The following is an 18,799-nucleotide window of genomic DNA, read 5'->3' as shown; positions in this document are numbered from 1 at the left end:
ATGCTTTACTATTTCATCGGAAAAAAATGAGAATGTCATCACATAAAATAAAAAAAGCTGTCACGGGTAATGACAGCTTTTAAGAATGGTAGGAGTTTTTGGTTAGTTTTTAATAACTTTTATAGTTTTTTGAAGGTTGGTTTCTTCGTTCATTACTTTCAGAAAATATAAACCTGAGGCTCCGTCAATGCTATAATTAATAGAATTGGTGGATTCATAATAGGTTGTTTGAAGGACTTGGCCAAGGGTATTATAAAGTTCAACTTTTATCTTTGAAATAGTATTGGGAATGACCATGGTAAATTCTCTATTTGAAGGATTCGGGAAAATAGTTGCTTCTAGCGAATTGTTTTCAGAAACTCCTAAACTTGCATACGCTGCGTTTATGGCAGCGAGTGCGTCTAGCTTTCCATATCCCCACGTATCATTGGGAACAGTACCTGTATTTGCGTCTTGTCTAGAAGTATCGTGTAGGATGTTTTTTACTTGTTGGGGGGTAAGATTAGGATTTACCTCTAGCATTAACGCAATCACTCCCATAGATAAGGGAGCTGCAGCGCTCACTGCATTTTGAATTCCATATAATCCATTACTATTTTGAAGCACATTAAACGAAAAACTCTCATAGTAGGTATTATCTGCATAGGCGGCGTGACATACCTCACCTGGAGCTACAAAATCAATTCCTAATCTACCATCTTGAGTTGGACTTGAACTAGAACCAATCCAAAGTTCACCCGCTTCTCCTTGTCCTGTGATGTCTCTAGGAATACCATTAATGTCAATCCATTCATTTTGAACTACATAATCTCCTGGAGTAATAACCAAATTTGAACTTGCATAATCATTTATACTATAACCAGAAGTTACGAAGGTTAAAAACTTATTGTTGTTGTAATATGTAGAGGGGTTAAGGGTTGCATGAAATCCGCCGTTATTTATTTGAGTACCTTCAAGAATTACTTTATACGTACCTGTAGCGCCACTAATATCTATCATTAATTCTCTCCTGTTAGAAGTGGCTTGCCAGAATTCAACATTTGCACCACGATGGTAGATTTGTATATCTCCTAAGTTTTGATCTGCCGAGGCATTTGGTCCATTTGGAGCCGTAAAAGGACCGTGAACTGTATTGTTTGGGCGCTCGATACTTACTGTAAATCGGTCATCTTCACTGTACCATAAGTCGAATCTCACATTCCCAGTTTCACCTTTTTGTATCTCTATCTCAATAGTTTGTGAAGAAGAAATAGTGCCAGAAGCGTGATTATCATTTCCACCATCATCACCTACACCACATAAAAAAGGAGTCCCTGTATTGGTTACAAAATCGTCAATCGCTCTTGCAATATTGCTGGTTCCATCAGTTGGACCACCAATTGAACCTATGTTCATTAAAGTCACGGCAGGTAAGCCAAGTTCTGCGATTTTCTCTTCAGCAAATTGCATGGCAACAGGTAAATAGGAAGGGTCAAAAAAGCCACTTTGTCCAGGTTCGCTACCAAAAGCAGGAAAAGGGTCATGTGTTATTTTAATGCTAATAATTGTTGCCTTAGGAGCTACTCCTTGAAATTCTAAACCGGCAGTCCCACTTCCATTTCCAGCTGCAATTCCTGTTGTTGCCGTACCGTGCCCATATCTATCTGTAGATAAAGGGGGGTCGTTATTATCAAGTGCAGCATCTATTTGGGCTTGTGTAAAAATAGTGCCTATACCATAGGGGTTGCTTCCCGCTCCAGTTGGATCCAACATATCGTAGATATATGCAATTCGGGTATTGCCGTTTTCATCTATAAAATCTGGGTGTCGGTAATCTATTCCTCTATCTAAAATGACAACTAATACTCCTTCTCCGGAAAGATTGTACTGACTATAAACTTCATCGAGATTTACTTCCTCTCTGGGAGGAATCCCCTGACCGTAAAAAGGGATTGACAATAGAAATGCAAAACATACAATTAGAATTTTTTTCATGACGATTTAGTTTTATGATTATTCTTTCGAATACATCGAAAAACCAATAAAATGTCATCAAATGGAAGTGGCTATTTCTTTTTCTTAAGAAACCAAAACAGTAGTAAAAAAAGAAAAATTCCTCCTAAAATCCAGTATAAAATTGTAGAATAACTTTTAAACTCAATAGGTGCTGTATCGCCAATAAGCACCAATCCTGCCCAATATTGTGGTGAAGCGGTTCTGCCTTTGGCCGATGCAATATAATCTAGTTTTGCTTTCTGCAATGCCTCGTCTTTGGGTAATCCGTCCGAAAGATAATCGTAAAAACTTTGAATTATTTTTGAGCTGGATTCTTCATCTATTTCCCAAAGACTTGTAAGGATACTTTCGCTTCCAGCATAATTAAAAGCATGCGCTAAGGAAATCATTCCTTCCCCAGCTTGATAGCCCGGTTTTCCTGTTTCGCAAGCAGTAAGGATTGCAAGATTAGAAGAAAGGTTGTAGTTGTAAATTTCGTAGGTATATAAATAATTATCATCTAGGTTGGAATCATCACTATTTTTTGCAAATACCAAGCGGGAAAGTTCTGGGCTAATATTATCACTTTCGGCATGGGTGCCAATATGAATGATCTTGTGCTCTCCTGCTGATTTTTGGAACAATTGCTTGGAGGCTTTTTTATTTAAAAAGGATTCTCCATTAAACTGCTTAGAATATTTTTTAATGACATCTACACTAAAGGGTTGCGGTAATAAATTAAGGTATGCTTCATCCAAAGCTGAGGAATCTTTTACAACCATTTGGTATTCTTGTTTCATTTTGTCTGAAAATTCTGGTGCAAAAGCCACATAATTAGCATCATATGTGTTTACTACATTTTGCTTTGGTTTCATAATAAGCATACTAAATTGATAGCTTATGCTATATTTTGAAAGCAAACTATGGGTAGCCATTTCAGAAAAACTGGAAATAGGTTGAGGCGTGAGCATTTCAAAACTTAAATTGAAAAGTTCACGATCTGGAACAATCACAATATTTTTGGTTGTAACCTCACCTTCAAAGGGTTTCCATAGGGCTTCGTACAATCGATGTAAATTGGGAGCTATTTTTTGAACATCAAATTCCTTTGAAGATACTTGCTGAATTAATTCTTTAACATCTTTAAAGCCAAGCGGGAATAGTTTCTTTTCCGAAGCACTCATAACCAGTGCGTATAGGTTTTCTTCAATAAAAAAGTAACGAATTACAGTGGTTTCTTGGTCGATATACTTTTGGATATCGCTTACAGATTCTTCCAATGTGGCATAGTGTAGTTTGTAATATTCTGGATATTGAGTTTTTAGAGTGTCTATAAAACGCTTCCAAGAATTATTTACTTCAAAAAAAGTGTCAATTGCATTTGTGGTTTCACCGATTACGATTTTATTGAGGTTATTTTTTAATTGACGCTCACGAGTGACTACCTCCTCTGGAATTTTGGATAATAATACGTCACTTCTTAAATTAAGTCTGGAGCGAATACGCGAATACATCGAACTTTCGTGAAGTGATAAAACATCATCTAGGTAGGTTTCATTTTTAGTTTTTTGATATAGGTGTAGTCTAATTTTTTTGGCGAGTTCAAAAAGTTGATTATTTTCTTCGATAAATAGGCTTAAATCCTCATAATTCTTTATGGTTGCTTTTCGAGTTTCTAAAATGGATAATCCTTCTTCTACTTTTTCTAGCATAGCCAAAAGTTTTTCGGTAGAAGCACTTTTATCTTGAGCGTACTGGGCGGCTACCAGAACATACAATGCTTTTGGCTTACGGTATTCAATAACGAGGGTGTTTTTATCTCCTAATTGAAAGGATAATGCTTCTTCTGCATATTGAATTGCTTTATCATATTCGTCCAATTTAAAGGCTATTTCGGCCAGATTTACGGTATGATAAAAATCCTGAAGCGTGTTTTTAAAGTCTCCTTTTTTAGCTTCATAATATATTTCTTCGGCAACTTGCATCGCTTTTTCTGGGTAGCCAGATGTTGCATAAAAGTTTGAGACGTCTATAAGTTCATCAAAATAGTCTTTGTTGTATTTTCCTTGTAGTGTGGTTTTATATGCTAAGTTTCCTTCGGTATAAAATTTATATGCTTTTTCTGTATCGCCTAAATTTTCATAAACGGTAGCTAAGGTGGTAAGGGTGGCAGATTTCCAGTAGTTTTCAATACCAGGGTTTTCTTCTATAATTTTTAACGCTTCTTCAAGAAGGATTTTGGCAGCTTCAAAATCACGGACAGCGGTCTTCGCTTGCGCAAGGATAATACGAGAGATAATCATCCCACTACTATTAGGCTCTAAAAATTTCTTTTTTTCAGCATTAGCATAGGTTATTAAAGCTTCAGCTTTTTTAAATTCACCTATGGTGTGATAGTAGCTGCCTAAATTTTCAATAGCGGTGGCTCGGTGTCTTTTGGCGCTTAGGATTCTAAATTCGTCTGTAGATTTTTCAATATAGGCTTCAAACCCTTTGATGCTTTCTTGAGAAAGTGAAATGGCCTCTTGATTTTCGCCTAAGGCATTTTTAAGCACACTCAAATTCATTTTAATAAGCGCAGGACGAAAAAGCGCATTCATTAAATCACTTTCATCTGCTTTTTCAAGTTCGACGAGTGATTTTTTGAAGTAATAACTCGAACTATCCAATTTGGCTTCCATCCACATCATACCGCCAAGGGCATTGTAAATTTGTTGATAGAATTCTACATCCTTACTCTGTAGATTATCGAGCGTTTTTGCAGCATCGAGGTAATGTTTTTTGGCAAGTTGGAAATCTCCAAAATTTTGAGCTTCGTAACCCAATCTATACTTAACATTGGCAAAATCTGCTTTCTTTGGGTCATTAGATTGTTTTGCATATTCATATGCGTTTTCAAATATGGAATACGTTTTACGAGGATCTCCAGTCCCGCTATGCAAATACCCTAAGCGTTGTAATGCTAAAGAAATAAAAGTGGGGTCGTTACTTTTATTTATTTCAGCAACAAATTCTTCAGCTTTTTTATAGGCTTTTTGTCTATCGCCTTTTGCAAGTGCATAACTCCCCACAATCTCTATATAGCTAATAAGACTATCGTAATTTTTTGTACTTCGGAAATGAGTAAGTTTTGTATCAAGCAATGCTTGGGCTTGGGGAATGGAATCTGCTTTAATCCATTTTTCAATTTGATAGATACCTTTTTCAGGGTTATCTTGAGAAAATACTGTAAAAGGTTTTAGGCTAAAACATACAATGAAAGCTAATAAATATGTTTTAAAGCCGATCATATTACTTCTTTTCCAGAGCTTTTAATATTTTTTGAGCCTCTTCTGTATTACTTTTTCTGAAGTTTTCTTTAGCATCTTCTAGGTTATCATTTTTTAAATTTGAAAGCCCTAAATAAAAATAGCTATCCTCTAAAAACATGCTTTCCTTTTGGGTGGTCACCTTTTCTAAAAAAGGAATGGCTTCTTCTGTATTTCCTTTCGCCAAATATGTAACACCAATAAAGTAATTAAGGGTGTCGTTGTTATTTTTTTGACGGAGGAGTTGCCTCCATTTTTCTAAGGCTTCGTCGTATTCCTTCCGCTTGTAATTTACCATTCCATCATAGAAACTGAATTCATCCGTACTACCCATTGTGGTGGGTAAACCAGGGTCAACTGAAAAGTATTCATTGAATAACATTTCGTTAGTATTTTTTGGATTGAACATCCAAAAAATACCCAATAAAATTACCGCAGATGCTGCAACGGCATAAAATAATCTACTGTTGGTCCTATTGTTTTTGGTGATGTTTCGTACTGGAATCTCTTTTATTTCTTGCGCCATTTGATGGTGAAATTCTTCCATTTTTTCACGCAGGCTAGCAGTTTCAATACCAGAAAGAAGAATTTTAATGTCTTCTACTTGCTGCCTTAAGGTATTGTTTTTCTTGAGAGACTTTTCAAACTGAAGTTTTTCCGTAGCATCCATAGTATTGTTGAGATACCGCTCCACAGTTTCCAGTAATTCTTGTGATATTTTAGAATCTTTATTCATTGTTTGTAACCAATTCTTTTAATTGCTGAATACAGCGATATTTTTTGTTTCGAGCGGATGCTTCTCCAATATTAAATAAAGCAGCAATGTCTCTAAGCGATTTTTTTTCGAAATAAAACTGCGAAAGCAATTGTTTGCATTCATCACCTATCTTTTGAAAGGCCTCTTCTGCTAGGGCTATTTTTTGCTCTTTTTCTTCAAATAATGAAGTCGTGTTTTCTTCTCCGTTTTCAGAAAATTGATGAAACGATTCTAACGAATTCGTTTTTTTGAAACGTGATGACCGAAGTTCGTCTGTCCATTTATTTCTAGCTATTTGGTATAAATATCCTTGAAGTGCTGTTTCGTTATGTGGCGAAAACTTTCCTTCTTTAATATTTTTCCAAACCGTAATAAACGCTTCCTGATAGATATCTTTTGCTTGGGGCATAGATCCACTGTTTTTTAAAATATAACCTTCAATTTTTTTGTAGTTGCTCTGGTATAACTGTTTTAAAACCAATTCATTATTGGCTTTAATTTTAGAAACAAGTTCCCATTGTGCTGTTAGTTGTGTCATTGCCCCATCTAAAGTAGATAGGGAAAGATACTAAAAATCAACTACATATTAATCTCATTTTGTATAACATCGGTTTGGTTTTAAAATGTCATCACAGGTTATGCAAAGCATGGGTAAATGGTTATATTTGTTTTTCAAAGTTGCTTATGGATAAAAGCCAATTCCTTCCAGAAAAACACACTCAGTCTCCAGAAAATGGAAAAGTTTCTTGGCAATCGCCTAGCAATATCGCTTTGGTAAAATATTGGGGAAAATATGGCGAGCAATTACCTAAAAATGCTTCTATTAGCTTTACGTTGAGTAACTGTCATACAAAAACCAATGTTTCTTTTCAGAAGAAAGAATCTGAAGGTTTTGACTTTGAAGTCTATCTCGACGGAAAGCGAGAAAAGGGTTTTGAACCCAAAATTCAAAAATTCTTTGAGCGTGTTGAAGCCTATGTGCCTTTTCTGAAAAACTATCAATTTAAAATTGAGACCTCAAATAGTTTTCCGCATAGCAGCGGAATTGCCTCATCAGCAAGTGGTATGAGCGCCTTGGCGTGTTGTTTAATGGAAATAGAAAAATCATTAGGTGATTTTGAAATTCCTGAAGATTTCTTTAGCAAAAAGGCTTCTTTTTTAGCCCGATTAGGCTCTGGCAGTGCATGCCGAAGCATCGAAGGACCTTTGGTGGTTTGGGGAGAACACCCACAAATTGGTAAAGCCACTAATTTATACGGGGTTCCGTATCCGTATACAGTTCATAAAAATTTTGAAAACTACCAGGACACTATTTTATTAGTGGATAAAGGCGAAAAGCAGGTGAGTAGTACCGTGGGCCATAATTTAATGCACAATCACCCTTTTGCCGAACAACGTTTTGAGCAAGCCAATGAAAACCTTTCGAAACTGATTCCTGTATTAAAAAGCGGGAATCTATCTGAATTTATAAGTATTGTGGAAAGTGAAGCCTTGTCGTTACATGCCATGATGCTCACTTCCCATCCCTATTTTATTTTAATGAAGCCGAATACGTTGGAAATCATTAATAGAATTTGGGATTTCAGAAAAGAAACAGGAAGTAAGGTTTGTTTTACACTCGATGCAGGTGCCAACGTCCATGTTTTATTTCCTGAAGCGGAAAAAGTACTCGTTTCAGAATTTATAAAAACGCAATTGACGCAATTTTGCAAAAACGGAGAGTTTATTGAAGATTCAGTAGGGTTTGGTGCTCAAAAATGCTAATTATTCTACTACAATTTTCGTTGTCGTGATCACTCCTTTTTCTGAAACTAACTTTGCGATATAGATGCCGCTTGTTAATTGCGATGTTTCAACTTGAGTGACTTCCGATGCCACTTTTTTAGCTTCAATTTTTTGACCTAATATTGAATATATTTCAATTTGTAAATCTTCATTTTCCTGAAGAATCTCAGAAGCATAATTAAAAGAAATGATTTCTGTAGCAGGATTAGGACTTACAAAAAAATGTGGCGTTTTAGTAAATTCATCTGTGCCCAAAAGCTCCATGATTTCAGAAACTTTTAAGGTCACCGAATTACTATCACAAATTACATCAAAGATGTAGCTAAAGTTGGTGGTGCTTGCTAAAATTTCAGCAGGCAGATTACAATTTAAATTATTGCTACTTGTAATGACTGTTATTTCATCATCAAGCGCCAATTCATCCATTAAATATAATTGGATATTTCCTTCAATGGTGGGTGACCCGAACACATTTACCATATCGTGTTCTGAAGGGCTCATTACATCTAATTCGAGTATCGCATTGGGCGGAAAATGAAAATTATTGACGAATTCCATAGCACCAACGCTGTGAAACCCTCCTGGGTACACATAACCGTTGTTTACAAAATTAGCAGTAATATCGTAGGAGCCATTACCTATCAAAAACCCGTCTTCATTGTTGGTAAAATTTTGAGAACCTACTAAAAACAAGAAAATCTGTTCTTCGTCCAACAGTATTATACCAGAATTATTCATATCAAAAATCATATAAAAAGCACCAGGACCACCGTTCGATATTCTTCTTATGAGTCCATCATTATTTACGGTTGCAACTCCACTATCTTCAATTAATCCGCCTGGGCTATTGATATTTATTTCGGCTCCATGTGCGTTGTTGATGGTGGTTATTCCATACAAACTAATGGTGCCACTATCTAAAATTAAGATTTCGCTTCGGTTATTGAGAATAACGTCGTGCATTTCTTTCATTTCACTGGATTCTATCAAAATTGTACCATCATTTTCAATGATTCCACCTTGCAATATTCCATCTAAAAATATGAGTTCGCCCCCATCCGCTATTTCAATTTCATTGGAAACACCGTTCGTGATGCTGCCTTCCACGATAAGCGTAGCACCTGGCTCAATCACAATGATTCCTCCATTATTTTGCAATGTTCCAATGACTTCGATTTCGGCATTAATAAGGGTAAGGCTCTGCTGACTGGTTAGCGTACCATTTACAATTAATCTGGCACCCTGTTGAATGACAATAGTACCGCCTTCGTTGTTCGCACTTACATCAACTATAATTCCATTGCCCGAAATTAATACATCGCTCGTCCCATCTGGAACCGAAAAAACATCCCAATTATCAGGATTGTTCCAATAATTATCGCCCCCATTACCCGTCCACGTATGTGTTTGAGAAAATGAAAAGATGGAAAGTAATACAAATCCTAAGAGAGTAATTTTTTTCATAACACAACATTTTTATTGTAAGGTACTAAAAATCTGAAAGTTGTTCTTTTGTATTTAGGAGTTTTTGGTTTTTTTTCACAATAAGATATGCTAATAAATACTATATTTGCAGTTCAGTTGAGTTATCATTTAAAATGTAGTATCTTTATACTACAACAGTAAAAAAGCGTATGCACGGTCCCCTTTTCTATTCAAAAATCCTTCTCTTTGGTGAATATGGTATCATTAAAGATTCAAAAGGACTCTCTATTCCTTATAATTTTTACAACGGTGCCTTAAAGATTGACGAACACCATACGGTGGGAACATTTAAATCTAATGACAATCTGCGTCGTTTTTCAGAATATTTGGAAAAGTTACAAGAGGAGCAACCCAAGTTGGTGCATTTTGAATTGGATAGACTAAAGGAGGATATCACCAAAGGATTGTATTTTGACTCTAGTATTCCGCAGGGATACGGAGTGGGTAGTAGTGGTGCGTTAGTGGCTGCGATATATGATAAATACGCCACTGAAAAAATCACCGTACTGGAGAACTTAACACGTGAAAAGCTATTACAACTGAAAGCTATTTTTGCAGAAATGGAATCCTTTTTCCACGGAAAATCTTCAGGTCTGGATCCACTTAACAGCTATTTAAGTTTACCCATTCTTATCAATTCTAAAGACCATATCGAACCTGCTGGTATTCCTTCACAAACCGAAAGTGGTAAAGGTGCCGTATTCTTATTAGATAGTGGAACCACAGGGGAAACAGCACCTATGGTACACATTTTTATGGAAAAGATGAAGCAGGAAGGTTTCCGAAATATGCTTAAAAATCAATTTGTAAAGCATACCGATGCTTGTGTGGAAGATTTCCTAAAAGGAGATGTAAAATCACTGTTTGGAAATATAAAGCATCTTTCCAAAGTCGTGCTGGACAACTTTAAGCCTATGATTCCTAAAGAATTTCATAATCTTTGGAAAAAAGGAATTGATACCAACGCCTATTACCTAAAATTATGTGGTTCTGGTGGAGGTGGTTATATGCTAGGGTTTACTGAAGACCTTGAAAAGGCCAAAGCGGCTTTAAAAGACTACAAACTAGAAGTCGTTTACAACTTCTAGATTTTCTAAAACGGCTCCGTGATGTTGAGCAGAAAGCAAAAACTCTTTTTATTAAAACTTTTCAGTTTGTTTTCTGTGGTACGGGGATACAACATTTTAGTTATTGTCATTGCTCAATATTTAGCGGCTATTTACATTATGGCGCCACACTTACCTGGGCGTAAAGTCTTGTTTGATGTAAATCTTTTAATGCTGGTCTTGGCATCTGCAAGTGCTATTGCGGGCGGATATATTATAAATAATTTTTACGATAGAGAGAAGGATTTAATCAATAGACCATTAAAGACTAAGCTTGATAGATTGGTGAGTCAGCGCACCAAGTTGACCACCTATTTTGTGCTCAATTTTCTCTCGGTAGTATTCGCTAGTTATGTATCGTTTAAGGCGGTAGTTTTCTTTTCTGTTTATATTTTTATGTTGTGGTTTTATTCTCATAAACTTAAAAAATATCCCTTTATTGGAAACTTCACCGCAGCAATTTTAGCGGTAGTGCCCTTTTTTGCCGTGTTTATTTATTATCACAATTTTGCATTGGTCATTTTTGTTCACGCTACCTTTTTGTTTCTTTTAATTTCGATGCGGGAATTGGTAAAAGATCTAGAAAATATTAAAGGGGATTTAACTCAAAACTACCGTACCATTCCTGTGGTTTATGGAGAAAAGGTCTCTAAATGGATGCTCACTATTTTAGCGGCACTAACCTTAGTTCCTATTTTCTTTTTATTGACCTATTTTGAGATTGGTTATATGCGGTATTACTTTCTTGCTACCACGTTAGCATTACTTGTATTTGTCTTATTTCTTTGGGTGTCTCAAGCAAAACTTCACTACATTTTACTACATACCATCTTACGTTTAGGAATTGTAATAGGAGTATTTAGTATTGTGTTGCTAGATGTAGATGTGTTATTACGTAGGTTGAGTTGGGTGGGGGTGTTATAATTATTACCCTTTAAAATACCCAGAGCCACCACAACCACCACATTGTTCTCTTTTTCCTTGAGAAATAACGGTGCCCTGCCCGCGACATTGCCCACATAAAGTTGCAGGTGCTGCTACCCGTACATTTCCACTTCCTTGACAACCCAAGCAAGTTGTTTTATTGCCGTTCCAGACGGTGGTGCCTTGTCCTCGGCATTGGCCACAGGTTACTGTTGTTGTGTTGTTGTTCATGGGGTTAAAGAGTTATATGTGTGTATTGTTGTGCAATTTTAGTTCCGTTCCGTTATTTCTTGCTGAACTTCATTTTTTTTTGTATAATTTCTATGACTAATAATTTTATTGCTCATCCTTGTGGCAACCCTCCCAAAGATAGGAAAAAGGATATTGTAACTAGGTAGTCGTGAAGTCCTAAAAAGTAGCAGTATATACAACAGCTGTAGCAATTTCCCCCACACAAGTGGCTATTTAACCCACAAGCTGTAGCAATTTCTCCCACACGGGTAGCAATTTCCCCCACTCGATTGGCTATTTCTCCTGCTCAGTTGGCATTTACCGCTACACCATTGGCATATACCACAACAGATGTGGCAGTTTGTGCACGAATGTTAATTTTGTCCTACGTCTTATGTCTTGTTTCTCCCTTTCTTTATGCTAATACCTAAAGTTTTCTTAGGAATCATCTTAGTTTCAATACTTGCTGTATCTTTGCACCAAATTTTCAATAAAACAGTACTATGAGCAGAAGAGATCAAGGGAGTAAAGGAAAACCATCTGGAAGAGGTGGTAATAATGTGCGTAAGGGAAGTCATGCTCGTGGAAATGCTCCTATTAAAAAGGACACGTCAAAACTTCCTATTTCCAGAGAAAATAAAGGAGGCGTTTCAAAAAAGAAACCGGGAGACGGTATTCGCCTTAATAAATATATTGCCAATAGTGGGATTTGCTCCCGTCGTGAGGCAGATACCTATATTGCTACAGGCTTGGTTACCGTAAATGGTAAAATTATTAATGAAATGGGCTTTCAAGTAAAACCTACCGATGAGGTTAAATTCGATGGCCGTCGAATTAATCCGGAGCCTGTCACGCATATTTTACTCAATAAGCCCAAAGGAGTGGCTTCAACCAATAGCGAGAGTAAAGGTTTAACGGTTATGGATTTAATTGCCAACGCTACCAGTGCCAAAGTAAAACCTGTGGGGCGCTTGGGTAGAAATGCTACCGGATTATTTCTTTTTACCAATGACGATGTCTTAATTAATAAGATTCATAAAAAAGGGATGTCGCGTTTGTTCCATATAGAATTGGATAAAAACCTAAAGGGTGATGATCTTCAAAAAATTCAAGAAGGATTTAAAATTGATGGAAAAGAAGTTACTGTAGAAGAGATAAAATATGTAGATAATGCCCCTAAAAAAGAAGTGGGATTAAGGATTAAAAATATGGGGAATAGCATTATCCGTGATATTTTTGAACATTTAAACTATCAAGTGGTACGCGTAGATTGTGTAACGCTTGGGCCACTTACCAAAAAAGACTTGCCACGAGGGCGTTGGAGAACCTTAACGGCAGAGGAAATTAACCTCTTTTCCATGGCTTAATTTCTTAAAAAATTTAACTTTAAAATTTTTCTTCAAAAAGTTTTGTGTTTCATAAAAAAAATTACATTTGCTCCGCTTTTAGCAATACACAATTGAAAGATTTTTTTTCATTCGGGTTTTTGAAGTTTAGGAAAGTATCTTCAAAAACAGTTTACCAGGTAAGCAACCGAAAGCTAGATAAAAATTCCTATTCTCCTGCCTTTTGGGTAACCGTCTTTTTACGTAAAAAAGTATGGGCATTGTTGCCTATAATTGTTTGATTTTATTAGGAATTAGAACAAAAACTTTTATATTTATCCACTAAGGATATATTCCTATTGTAAACATTGAACTACTAACTCATAATGAACACAAAATATATTGATCTTATAGATCAAACATATCATTTTCCACAAGACGAATTTAATTTAGATGGAGATCACCTACAGTTTCACGATATAGACTTAATGGCACTTGTTGAAGAATACGGAGCACCATTAAAATTTACCTATCTCCCAAAGATTTCTGATAACATAAAAAGAGCAAAACGTTGGTTTGCTCGAGCGATAAAAAAGCACGATTATAAGGGAACTTATAATTACAGCTATTGTACCAAGAGCTCGCATTTTAAACATGTTTTAAATGAAGCTTTAAAAAACAATATTCATATTGAAACCTCTTCGGCTTTCGATATTAATATTGTAAAAAATTTAAAAGCGGAAGGAAAAATAGCAAATGATACGTTTGTTATTTGTAATGGATTTAAACGGGATAAATATATTACCAATATTGCCGATTTAATTAATAGCGGTCACGAAAACTGCATTCCCATTATCGATAATTATGAAGAAATCGATTTACTTTCTAGTGAAATAAAAAAGGATTTTAAAATAGGAATTCGTATCGCTTCCGAAGAAGAACCAAAATTTGAGTTTTATACTTCTCGTTTGGGTATTGGTTACAAAAACATTGTTCCGTTTTACGAAAATCAAGTAAAAAACAATGAAAAGGTGGAACTTAAAATGTTACATTTTTTCATTAATACAGGGATACGAGATAATGCTTATTACTGGAACGAATTATCGAAATGCTTAAAAGTATATACACGTTTAAAAAAGATTTGTCCTTCGTTGGATAGCTTAAATATTGGAGGTGGTTTTCCTATTAAGAATTCGTTGGCATTTGAATACGACTACAGCTATATGGTTGATGAAATTGTAAACCAAATCAATCTTGCTTGTGAAGAAGAAGATGTGCCAGTGCCTCATATTTTTACCGAGTTTGGTAGCTTTACGGTAGGAGAAAGTGGCGGTGCTATTTACGAAGTGTTGTACCAAAAACAACAAAACGATCGCGAAAAGTGGAATATGATCAATTCCTCTTTTATCACTACTCTACCAGATACTTGGGCAATTAATAAGCGGTTTATTATGCTGTCTATTAATCGTTGGAACGATGAATACGAAAGAGTACTTTTGGGAGGACTCACTTGCGATAGCGATGACTACTACAATAGTGAGCAGCATGCGAATGCTATTTATTTACCAAAATTCAGAAAAGATAAACCTTTGTATATTGGTTTCTTTAATACAGGGGCGTATCAAGAATCTATAGGAGGTTTTGGAGGATTACAACACTGTTTAATTCCTTCGCCTAAACATATTTTAATCGATAAAGACAAGGAAGGGAACATAACAACCCAAGTATTTTCAAATGAACAAACAAGCGAACAATTGCTTTCAATTTTAGGTTATGACAAGTAAAACGTATGCAGGCATTCCACAGCAGTATGCTGCTTTGGAAACAAGTAAAGTAGTATTAATTCCAGTTCCGTATGACGGAACTAGCACCTGGCAAAAAGGAGCAGATAAAGGACCTGAAGCTTTTTTAAATGCTTCAGAGAATATGGAGTTATACGACATCGAAACCGAAACCGAAGTGTACAAACAAGGTATTTACCTTGCCGATGCTATTACCGAAAAATCTTCACCAGAAGCAGTAGTGGATATCGTGCACAAAACAGTTAAAGATTATATCTTACGTAACAAATTTGTAACCATCTTTGGTGGTGAGCATAGTATTTCTATAGGAACTATTCGTGCATTTAATGAAACGTTTGACGATTTAACCGTATTGCAACTAGATGCCCATGCAGATCTTCGTAAGGAGTATGAGGGATCCAAATGCAATCACGCTTGCGCATTATATGAAGCAAGCCAAACAACAAACTTACTTCAAGTAGGAATTAGGAGTATGGATGTTGCCGAAACCCGTGTCATGGACACCGAAAAAACGTGGTTTGCACACGATATGGCAAACGATGAGTATTGGATGGACAACGTTATTGAGGCTATGGGTGACAATGTATTTATCACGATTGATTTAGATGCATTCGACCCTTCCATAATGCCTTCAACTGGGACTCCAGAACCAGGAGGATTGTTTTGGTACGAAACGCTTGAGTTTTTAAAGCAAGTATTTGCCGAAAAAAATGTGGTTGGATTTGATATCGTGGAACTTTGTCCAAGACCCGAAGAGAAATCTTCAGATTTTCTAGCTGCAAAATTGTACTACAAAATGTTGAGCTATAAATTTTCAGAAGAAGATAGCGAAGACGAGTATGAAAGTAATTTCAACGACAATAAAAAAGGAACATCTCCTTCAAAATTTAACGACGACAACGATGACTACTAAAGGACCAATTTCTCAATTTATTCAAAAATACTATTTGCACTTTAATGCTGCGGCATTAGTGGATGCGGCAAAAGGCTATGAAGATCAACTTAATGGCGGTGCCAAAATGTTGGTTTCTTTGGCTGGTGCCATGAGTACGGCAGAATTGGGAAAAATATTTGCTGAAGTCATCCGTCAAGATAAAGTGCATATTATTTCGTGTACGGGTGCCAACCTCGAAGAAGACTTAATGAATTTGGTGGCCCACTCTCATTACGAAAGAGTTCCTCATTATCGTGATTTAACTGCGCAAGACGAGTGGGATTTGTTGGAAAGAGGCTTAAATCGTGTCACCGATACGTGTATTCCTGAAGAAGAAGCCTTCCGTAGACTGCAAAAGCACATAGTAAAAATTTGGAAAGATGCCGAAGCTAAAGGAGAACGCTACTTTCCGCATGAGTTTATGTATAAATTATTGCTTAGTGGTGTATTGGAACAGTACTACGAAATAGACATAAAAAATTCTTGGATGTATGCGGCCGCCGAAAAAAATCTACCCATTGTCGTTCCAGGTTGGGAAGATAGTACTATGGGGAATATTTTTGCCAGTTATGTGCTAAAAGGGGAATTAAAAGCCTCTACTATGAAGAGTGGTATTGAGTATATGACTTTTTTAGCCGATTGGTATACGGGCAACTCCCAAAAGGGAATTGGATTCTTCCAAATTGGTGGTGGAATCGCTGGTGATTTCCCAATTTGTGTGGTGCCAATGTTGTATCAAGATATGGAAAGAACAGACACACCGTTTTGGAGTTATTTCTGTCAAATTAGTGATTCAACGACGAGCTACGGAAGCTATTCTGGAGCCGTGCCTAATGAAAAGATTACCTGGGGGAAATTAGATATCAATACCCCAAAATATATTATTGAAAGTGACGCTACCATTGTAGCACCCCTAATTTTTGCTTACTTATTAGATATGTAATGAAAAGAGTTATTGTAGATTTTAAAAAACTGAACAAGGAAATTTTAGAAATGCTTGTTGAAAAATTTCCGAATGGTTATGATTCAAAAGATATTATTGTATTTCGTAACGCCCAAAATGAAATCATTGAAGCCGTTGAAGTAAGAACCGAAGATACAATGTATCTAGTAAAAGTGAGTAAAAGACTTGCCGATACTATGGAGAATTATGACGAAGACGATGATACTTTTGATGATGACGAAAGAACAGAGGAAACTCCAGAAATGGCAGATGAAGATGCAGATGACGATTATTAAATAAATGCCATCCTAAAATTGTAATTAAGTTGGTAGTTCATTGGAGTTACCAACTTTTTTATGTTTATAATTCTTTAGTGTAGCTATATTTTTTATTTAGAAATTCCTTATTTTCAGAGTAGGAAAAAAAGTATAGCTATGGAACATAAATTTCATATTTCGTTGCCTTGCAGGCATATTGATGCTACCGAGAAATTTTATACTCAAATCATTGGTGCTTCTTGTGGCAGAAAATCTCAAAATTGGGTAGATATTAATCTATTTGGTCACCAGATGACGTTTAGTAAATCAGGGACTTTTAAATTTACATATCCAAGTTATAGCTTTGAAAAGACAGTGCTTCCTTCCTTTCATTATGGAATTATTTTACCAAATGAAAATTGGAAAAAACTATACAAAAAGATGAAGGCCGAAGATTTTTTGCACATTGATGAAACCAAATTCTTGGCAGGAAAGCCTGGAGAGCATAAATCCTTTTTTCTTAGAGATCCTAACGGATATATAATCGAGTTTAAGTGCTTTAAGAACCCAGAATCGGCTTTTGAGAGCTAAATGATTTAGGCTCCTTTTTAAAGAAAATTTCCCAAATGGCATACCCTGCAACGATGCCATACTCCAATGTAATGAGCCAGAAATTTTCCTCAACCATAATTCCATTATAGGCTATATAGCTTAACATTACCGTTGCGCTCCAAACAACGGGGAACCTATATTTTGTAAAAATACATAAGAGTAATGGCGTTGCTACATACCAAGGATGAATAGTTGTAGAGAGTAAAAAATAAAAAGAAATACTGAACAACATTGCTGAAACAAGTTGTATTAAAGAGGTGTTTTTTCTGAAAAATGTGATTCCAATGATAAAGGCAATTACAATAAGCGGAAGTATTTTTCCAACCGTTTCAATAATATTCCAACCTACTATTTGAAAGCCTATCTCCCTAATGATATAATAAATACTTGCATTGAATTCAAAATTTTGAAACCAAAGTGCATTTGTGGCTAAGTAATTAGTCATAAATTCTGAAGAAATAAACGGTAAAAAAGTAATAATGACTGTTCCCAATGCAACTAAGTAATACTTAGTAAGGTTTGCAATACCCTCAGGAAACGAATATTCTTTCTTCCAAAACCACTGAAAGAAAATAGGAAGGAAAATTAATGGAATTAATTTCGTTGATACTGAAAGCCCTAAAAACACAGCCGATAATAACCATTTCTTCTTCTGAAGAAAAAAGATGGAAACCACAAAAAAGAAGAGCATGACTCCTTCAAAATGTAAGTTTCCAGTGAGTTCGATGATGATAAAAGGATTTAAAAAGTACCAAAATATATTTTGGATGGGTAGATTCAGCTTTTCAAGTATCTTTTTTCCGAAGTAAAGAATCCCCATGTCTGCAAGGATGATAATAATTCTCAATCCAATGACCGATCCAATTATGCTTTTTCCTCCAAAATATGTAGCCAAAGCAAAACACAACTGATTCATGGGTGGGTAATTGGTAAAATTCGCAATACTAGGCATTCCCATTCCTTGGTATAAAACTTCGGCTTGCGGTATTACAAAACCAGCTAATGATGGATTTTGTAAATATGTTTCAGGAGAGACTAAATAAGGACTATAGCCTTGCATAAGTACTTGCCCATCCCAAATAAAACGATAAAAGTCTTGTGATAAATTGGGGGTAGCAAATAGAAAAATAATTCTGAAGAAGATGCCTAGACCTAGTAAGAGCTTAAAATTCCAACCATACATTTTAGTCAGTTGATAGGTTAAAATGAAAAGCCCTCCAAATAAAGAAATCAGTTTTGTAAAATCGCTTCTAACAAGGTCATAAGCAAAACTCCCATACATACTTGCCATGATTATAGCAAATAGCACAGGAGTTAGATACTGTTTAAAACTGTATTTTGACAATATATTTATTT

At 35.8% G+C, this 18,799-nt stretch carries 16 protein-coding genes; 9 read left to right on the top strand and 7 right to left on the bottom strand.

The genetic code is table 11. The features are described 5' to 3' along the window. Positions 1-102 precede the first annotated feature (102 nt). From KXJ69_RS02245 to KXJ69_RS02230, 4 genes are all read right to left on the bottom strand, one after another. Positions 103-1,974 (bottom strand): S8 family peptidase, encoded by a 1,872-nt coding sequence (locus tag KXJ69_RS02245; RefSeq protein WP_219050844.1) that lies wholly within the window; start codon positions 1,972-1,974, stop codon positions 103-105. A 71-nt stretch (positions 1,975-2,045) separates the two neighbouring features. After that, on the bottom strand, positions 2,046-5,264 hold the full coding sequence (locus KXJ69_RS02240) for a CHAT domain-containing protein (RefSeq protein ID WP_219050842.1): 3,219 nt from the start codon (positions 5,262-5,264) through the stop codon (positions 2,046-2,048). A gap of 1 nt (position 5,265) precedes the next feature. Then, positions 5,266-6,018, bottom strand: a complete 753-nt coding sequence (locus KXJ69_RS02235; RefSeq protein WP_219050840.1) for a tetratricopeptide repeat protein — start codon at positions 6,016-6,018, stop codon at positions 5,266-5,268. Then, positions 6,011-6,577: an RNA polymerase sigma factor gene (locus KXJ69_RS02230; protein WP_219050838.1), complete on the bottom strand. Its 567-nt coding sequence runs from the start codon at positions 6,575-6,577 to the stop codon at positions 6,011-6,013. The genes KXJ69_RS02235 and KXJ69_RS02230 overlap by 8 nt, the downstream gene beginning before the upstream one ends. Before the next feature lie 146 nt (positions 6,578-6,723). Here KXJ69_RS02230 and KXJ69_RS02225 point away from each other — a divergent pair, with 146 nt between their 5' ends. Continuing rightward, on the top strand, positions 6,724-7,803 hold the full coding sequence (locus KXJ69_RS02225; RefSeq protein WP_219050836.1) for a diphosphomevalonate decarboxylase: 1,080 nt from the start codon (positions 6,724-6,726) through the stop codon (positions 7,801-7,803). Here the strand turns inward: KXJ69_RS02225 and KXJ69_RS02220 are convergent, their stop codons facing one another. Continuing rightward, positions 7,804-9,288, bottom strand: a complete 1,485-nt coding sequence (locus KXJ69_RS02220; protein WP_219050834.1) for a T9SS type A sorting domain-containing protein — start codon at positions 9,286-9,288, stop codon at positions 7,804-7,806. A gap of 170 nt (positions 9,289-9,458) precedes the next feature. Here KXJ69_RS02220 and KXJ69_RS02215 point away from each other — a divergent pair, with 170 nt between their 5' ends. After that, complete coding sequence (locus tag KXJ69_RS02215; protein WP_219050832.1) at positions 9,459-10,397, top strand: mevalonate kinase family protein; 939 nt, start codon at positions 9,459-9,461, stop codon at positions 10,395-10,397. 21 nt (positions 10,398-10,418) lie between these two features. Continuing rightward, positions 10,419-11,339 carry a geranylgeranylglycerol-phosphate geranylgeranyltransferase gene (locus tag KXJ69_RS02210; protein ID WP_219050830.1) on the top strand — a complete coding sequence of 307 codons (921 nt, stop codon included), beginning with the start codon at positions 10,419-10,421 and terminating at the stop codon, positions 11,337-11,339. Between the two features lie 3 nt (positions 11,340-11,342). On the opposite strand, the gene KXJ69_RS02205 is transcribed toward KXJ69_RS02210, so the two are convergent. Further along, on the bottom strand, positions 11,343-11,570 hold the full coding sequence (locus tag KXJ69_RS02205; protein WP_219050828.1) for a hypothetical protein: 228 nt from the start codon (positions 11,568-11,570) through the stop codon (positions 11,343-11,345). Between the two features lie 503 nt (positions 11,571-12,073). Between KXJ69_RS02205 and KXJ69_RS02200 the strand changes: the two genes are divergently transcribed. The 6 genes from KXJ69_RS02200 (at position 12,074) to KXJ69_RS02175 (ending at position 17,422) form a co-directional block, all read left to right on the top strand. Then, positions 12,074-12,937 carry a pseudouridine synthase gene (locus KXJ69_RS02200; protein WP_219050826.1) on the top strand — a complete coding sequence of 288 codons (864 nt, stop codon included), beginning with the start codon at positions 12,074-12,076 and terminating at the stop codon, positions 12,935-12,937. Positions 12,938-13,281: 344 nt separating this feature from the next. Continuing rightward, complete coding sequence (locus KXJ69_RS02195; RefSeq protein WP_219050824.1) at positions 13,282-14,679, top strand: arginine decarboxylase; 1,398 nt, start codon at positions 13,282-13,284, stop codon at positions 14,677-14,679. Further along, on the top strand, positions 14,669-15,610 hold the full coding sequence (speB, locus tag KXJ69_RS02190) for an agmatinase (protein WP_219050822.1): 942 nt from the start codon (positions 14,669-14,671) through the stop codon (positions 15,608-15,610). The genes KXJ69_RS02195 and speB overlap by 11 nt, the downstream gene beginning before the upstream one ends. Next, positions 15,600-16,574: a deoxyhypusine synthase family protein gene (locus KXJ69_RS02185; protein WP_219050820.1), complete on the top strand. Its 975-nt coding sequence runs from the start codon at positions 15,600-15,602 to the stop codon at positions 16,572-16,574. Before speB ends, KXJ69_RS02185 begins: the two co-directional genes overlap by 11 nt. Further along, positions 16,574-16,870 (top strand): hypothetical protein, encoded by a 297-nt coding sequence (locus KXJ69_RS02180; protein WP_219050818.1) that lies wholly within the window; start codon positions 16,574-16,576, stop codon positions 16,868-16,870. The genes KXJ69_RS02185 and KXJ69_RS02180 overlap by 1 nt, the downstream gene beginning before the upstream one ends. 138 nt (positions 16,871-17,008) lie before the next feature. Continuing rightward, positions 17,009-17,422: a VOC family protein gene (locus KXJ69_RS02175; RefSeq protein ID WP_219050816.1), complete on the top strand. Its 414-nt coding sequence runs from the start codon at positions 17,009-17,011 to the stop codon at positions 17,420-17,422. Here the strand turns inward: KXJ69_RS02175 and KXJ69_RS02170 are convergent. After that, the gene (locus KXJ69_RS02170; RefSeq protein ID WP_219050814.1) at positions 17,391-18,734 is read right to left on the bottom strand and encodes an MptA/MptB family glycosyltransferase; all 1,344 of its coding nucleotides are present in this window, start codon (positions 18,732-18,734) and stop codon (positions 17,391-17,393) included. The two genes, KXJ69_RS02175 and KXJ69_RS02170, sit on opposite strands and share 32 nt — an antisense overlap. Positions 18,735-18,799: the final 65 nt, after the last annotated feature.

Origin of the sequence: Halomarinibacterium sedimenti (assembly GCF_019312585.1) — a bacterium.
GTDB classification, from domain to species: domain Bacteria; phylum Bacteroidota; class Bacteroidia; order Flavobacteriales; family Flavobacteriaceae; genus Halomarinibacterium; species Halomarinibacterium sedimenti.
Note: the sequence above shows the minus strand (reverse complement) of the source record. Positions and strands in the feature narration are given on the sequence as shown.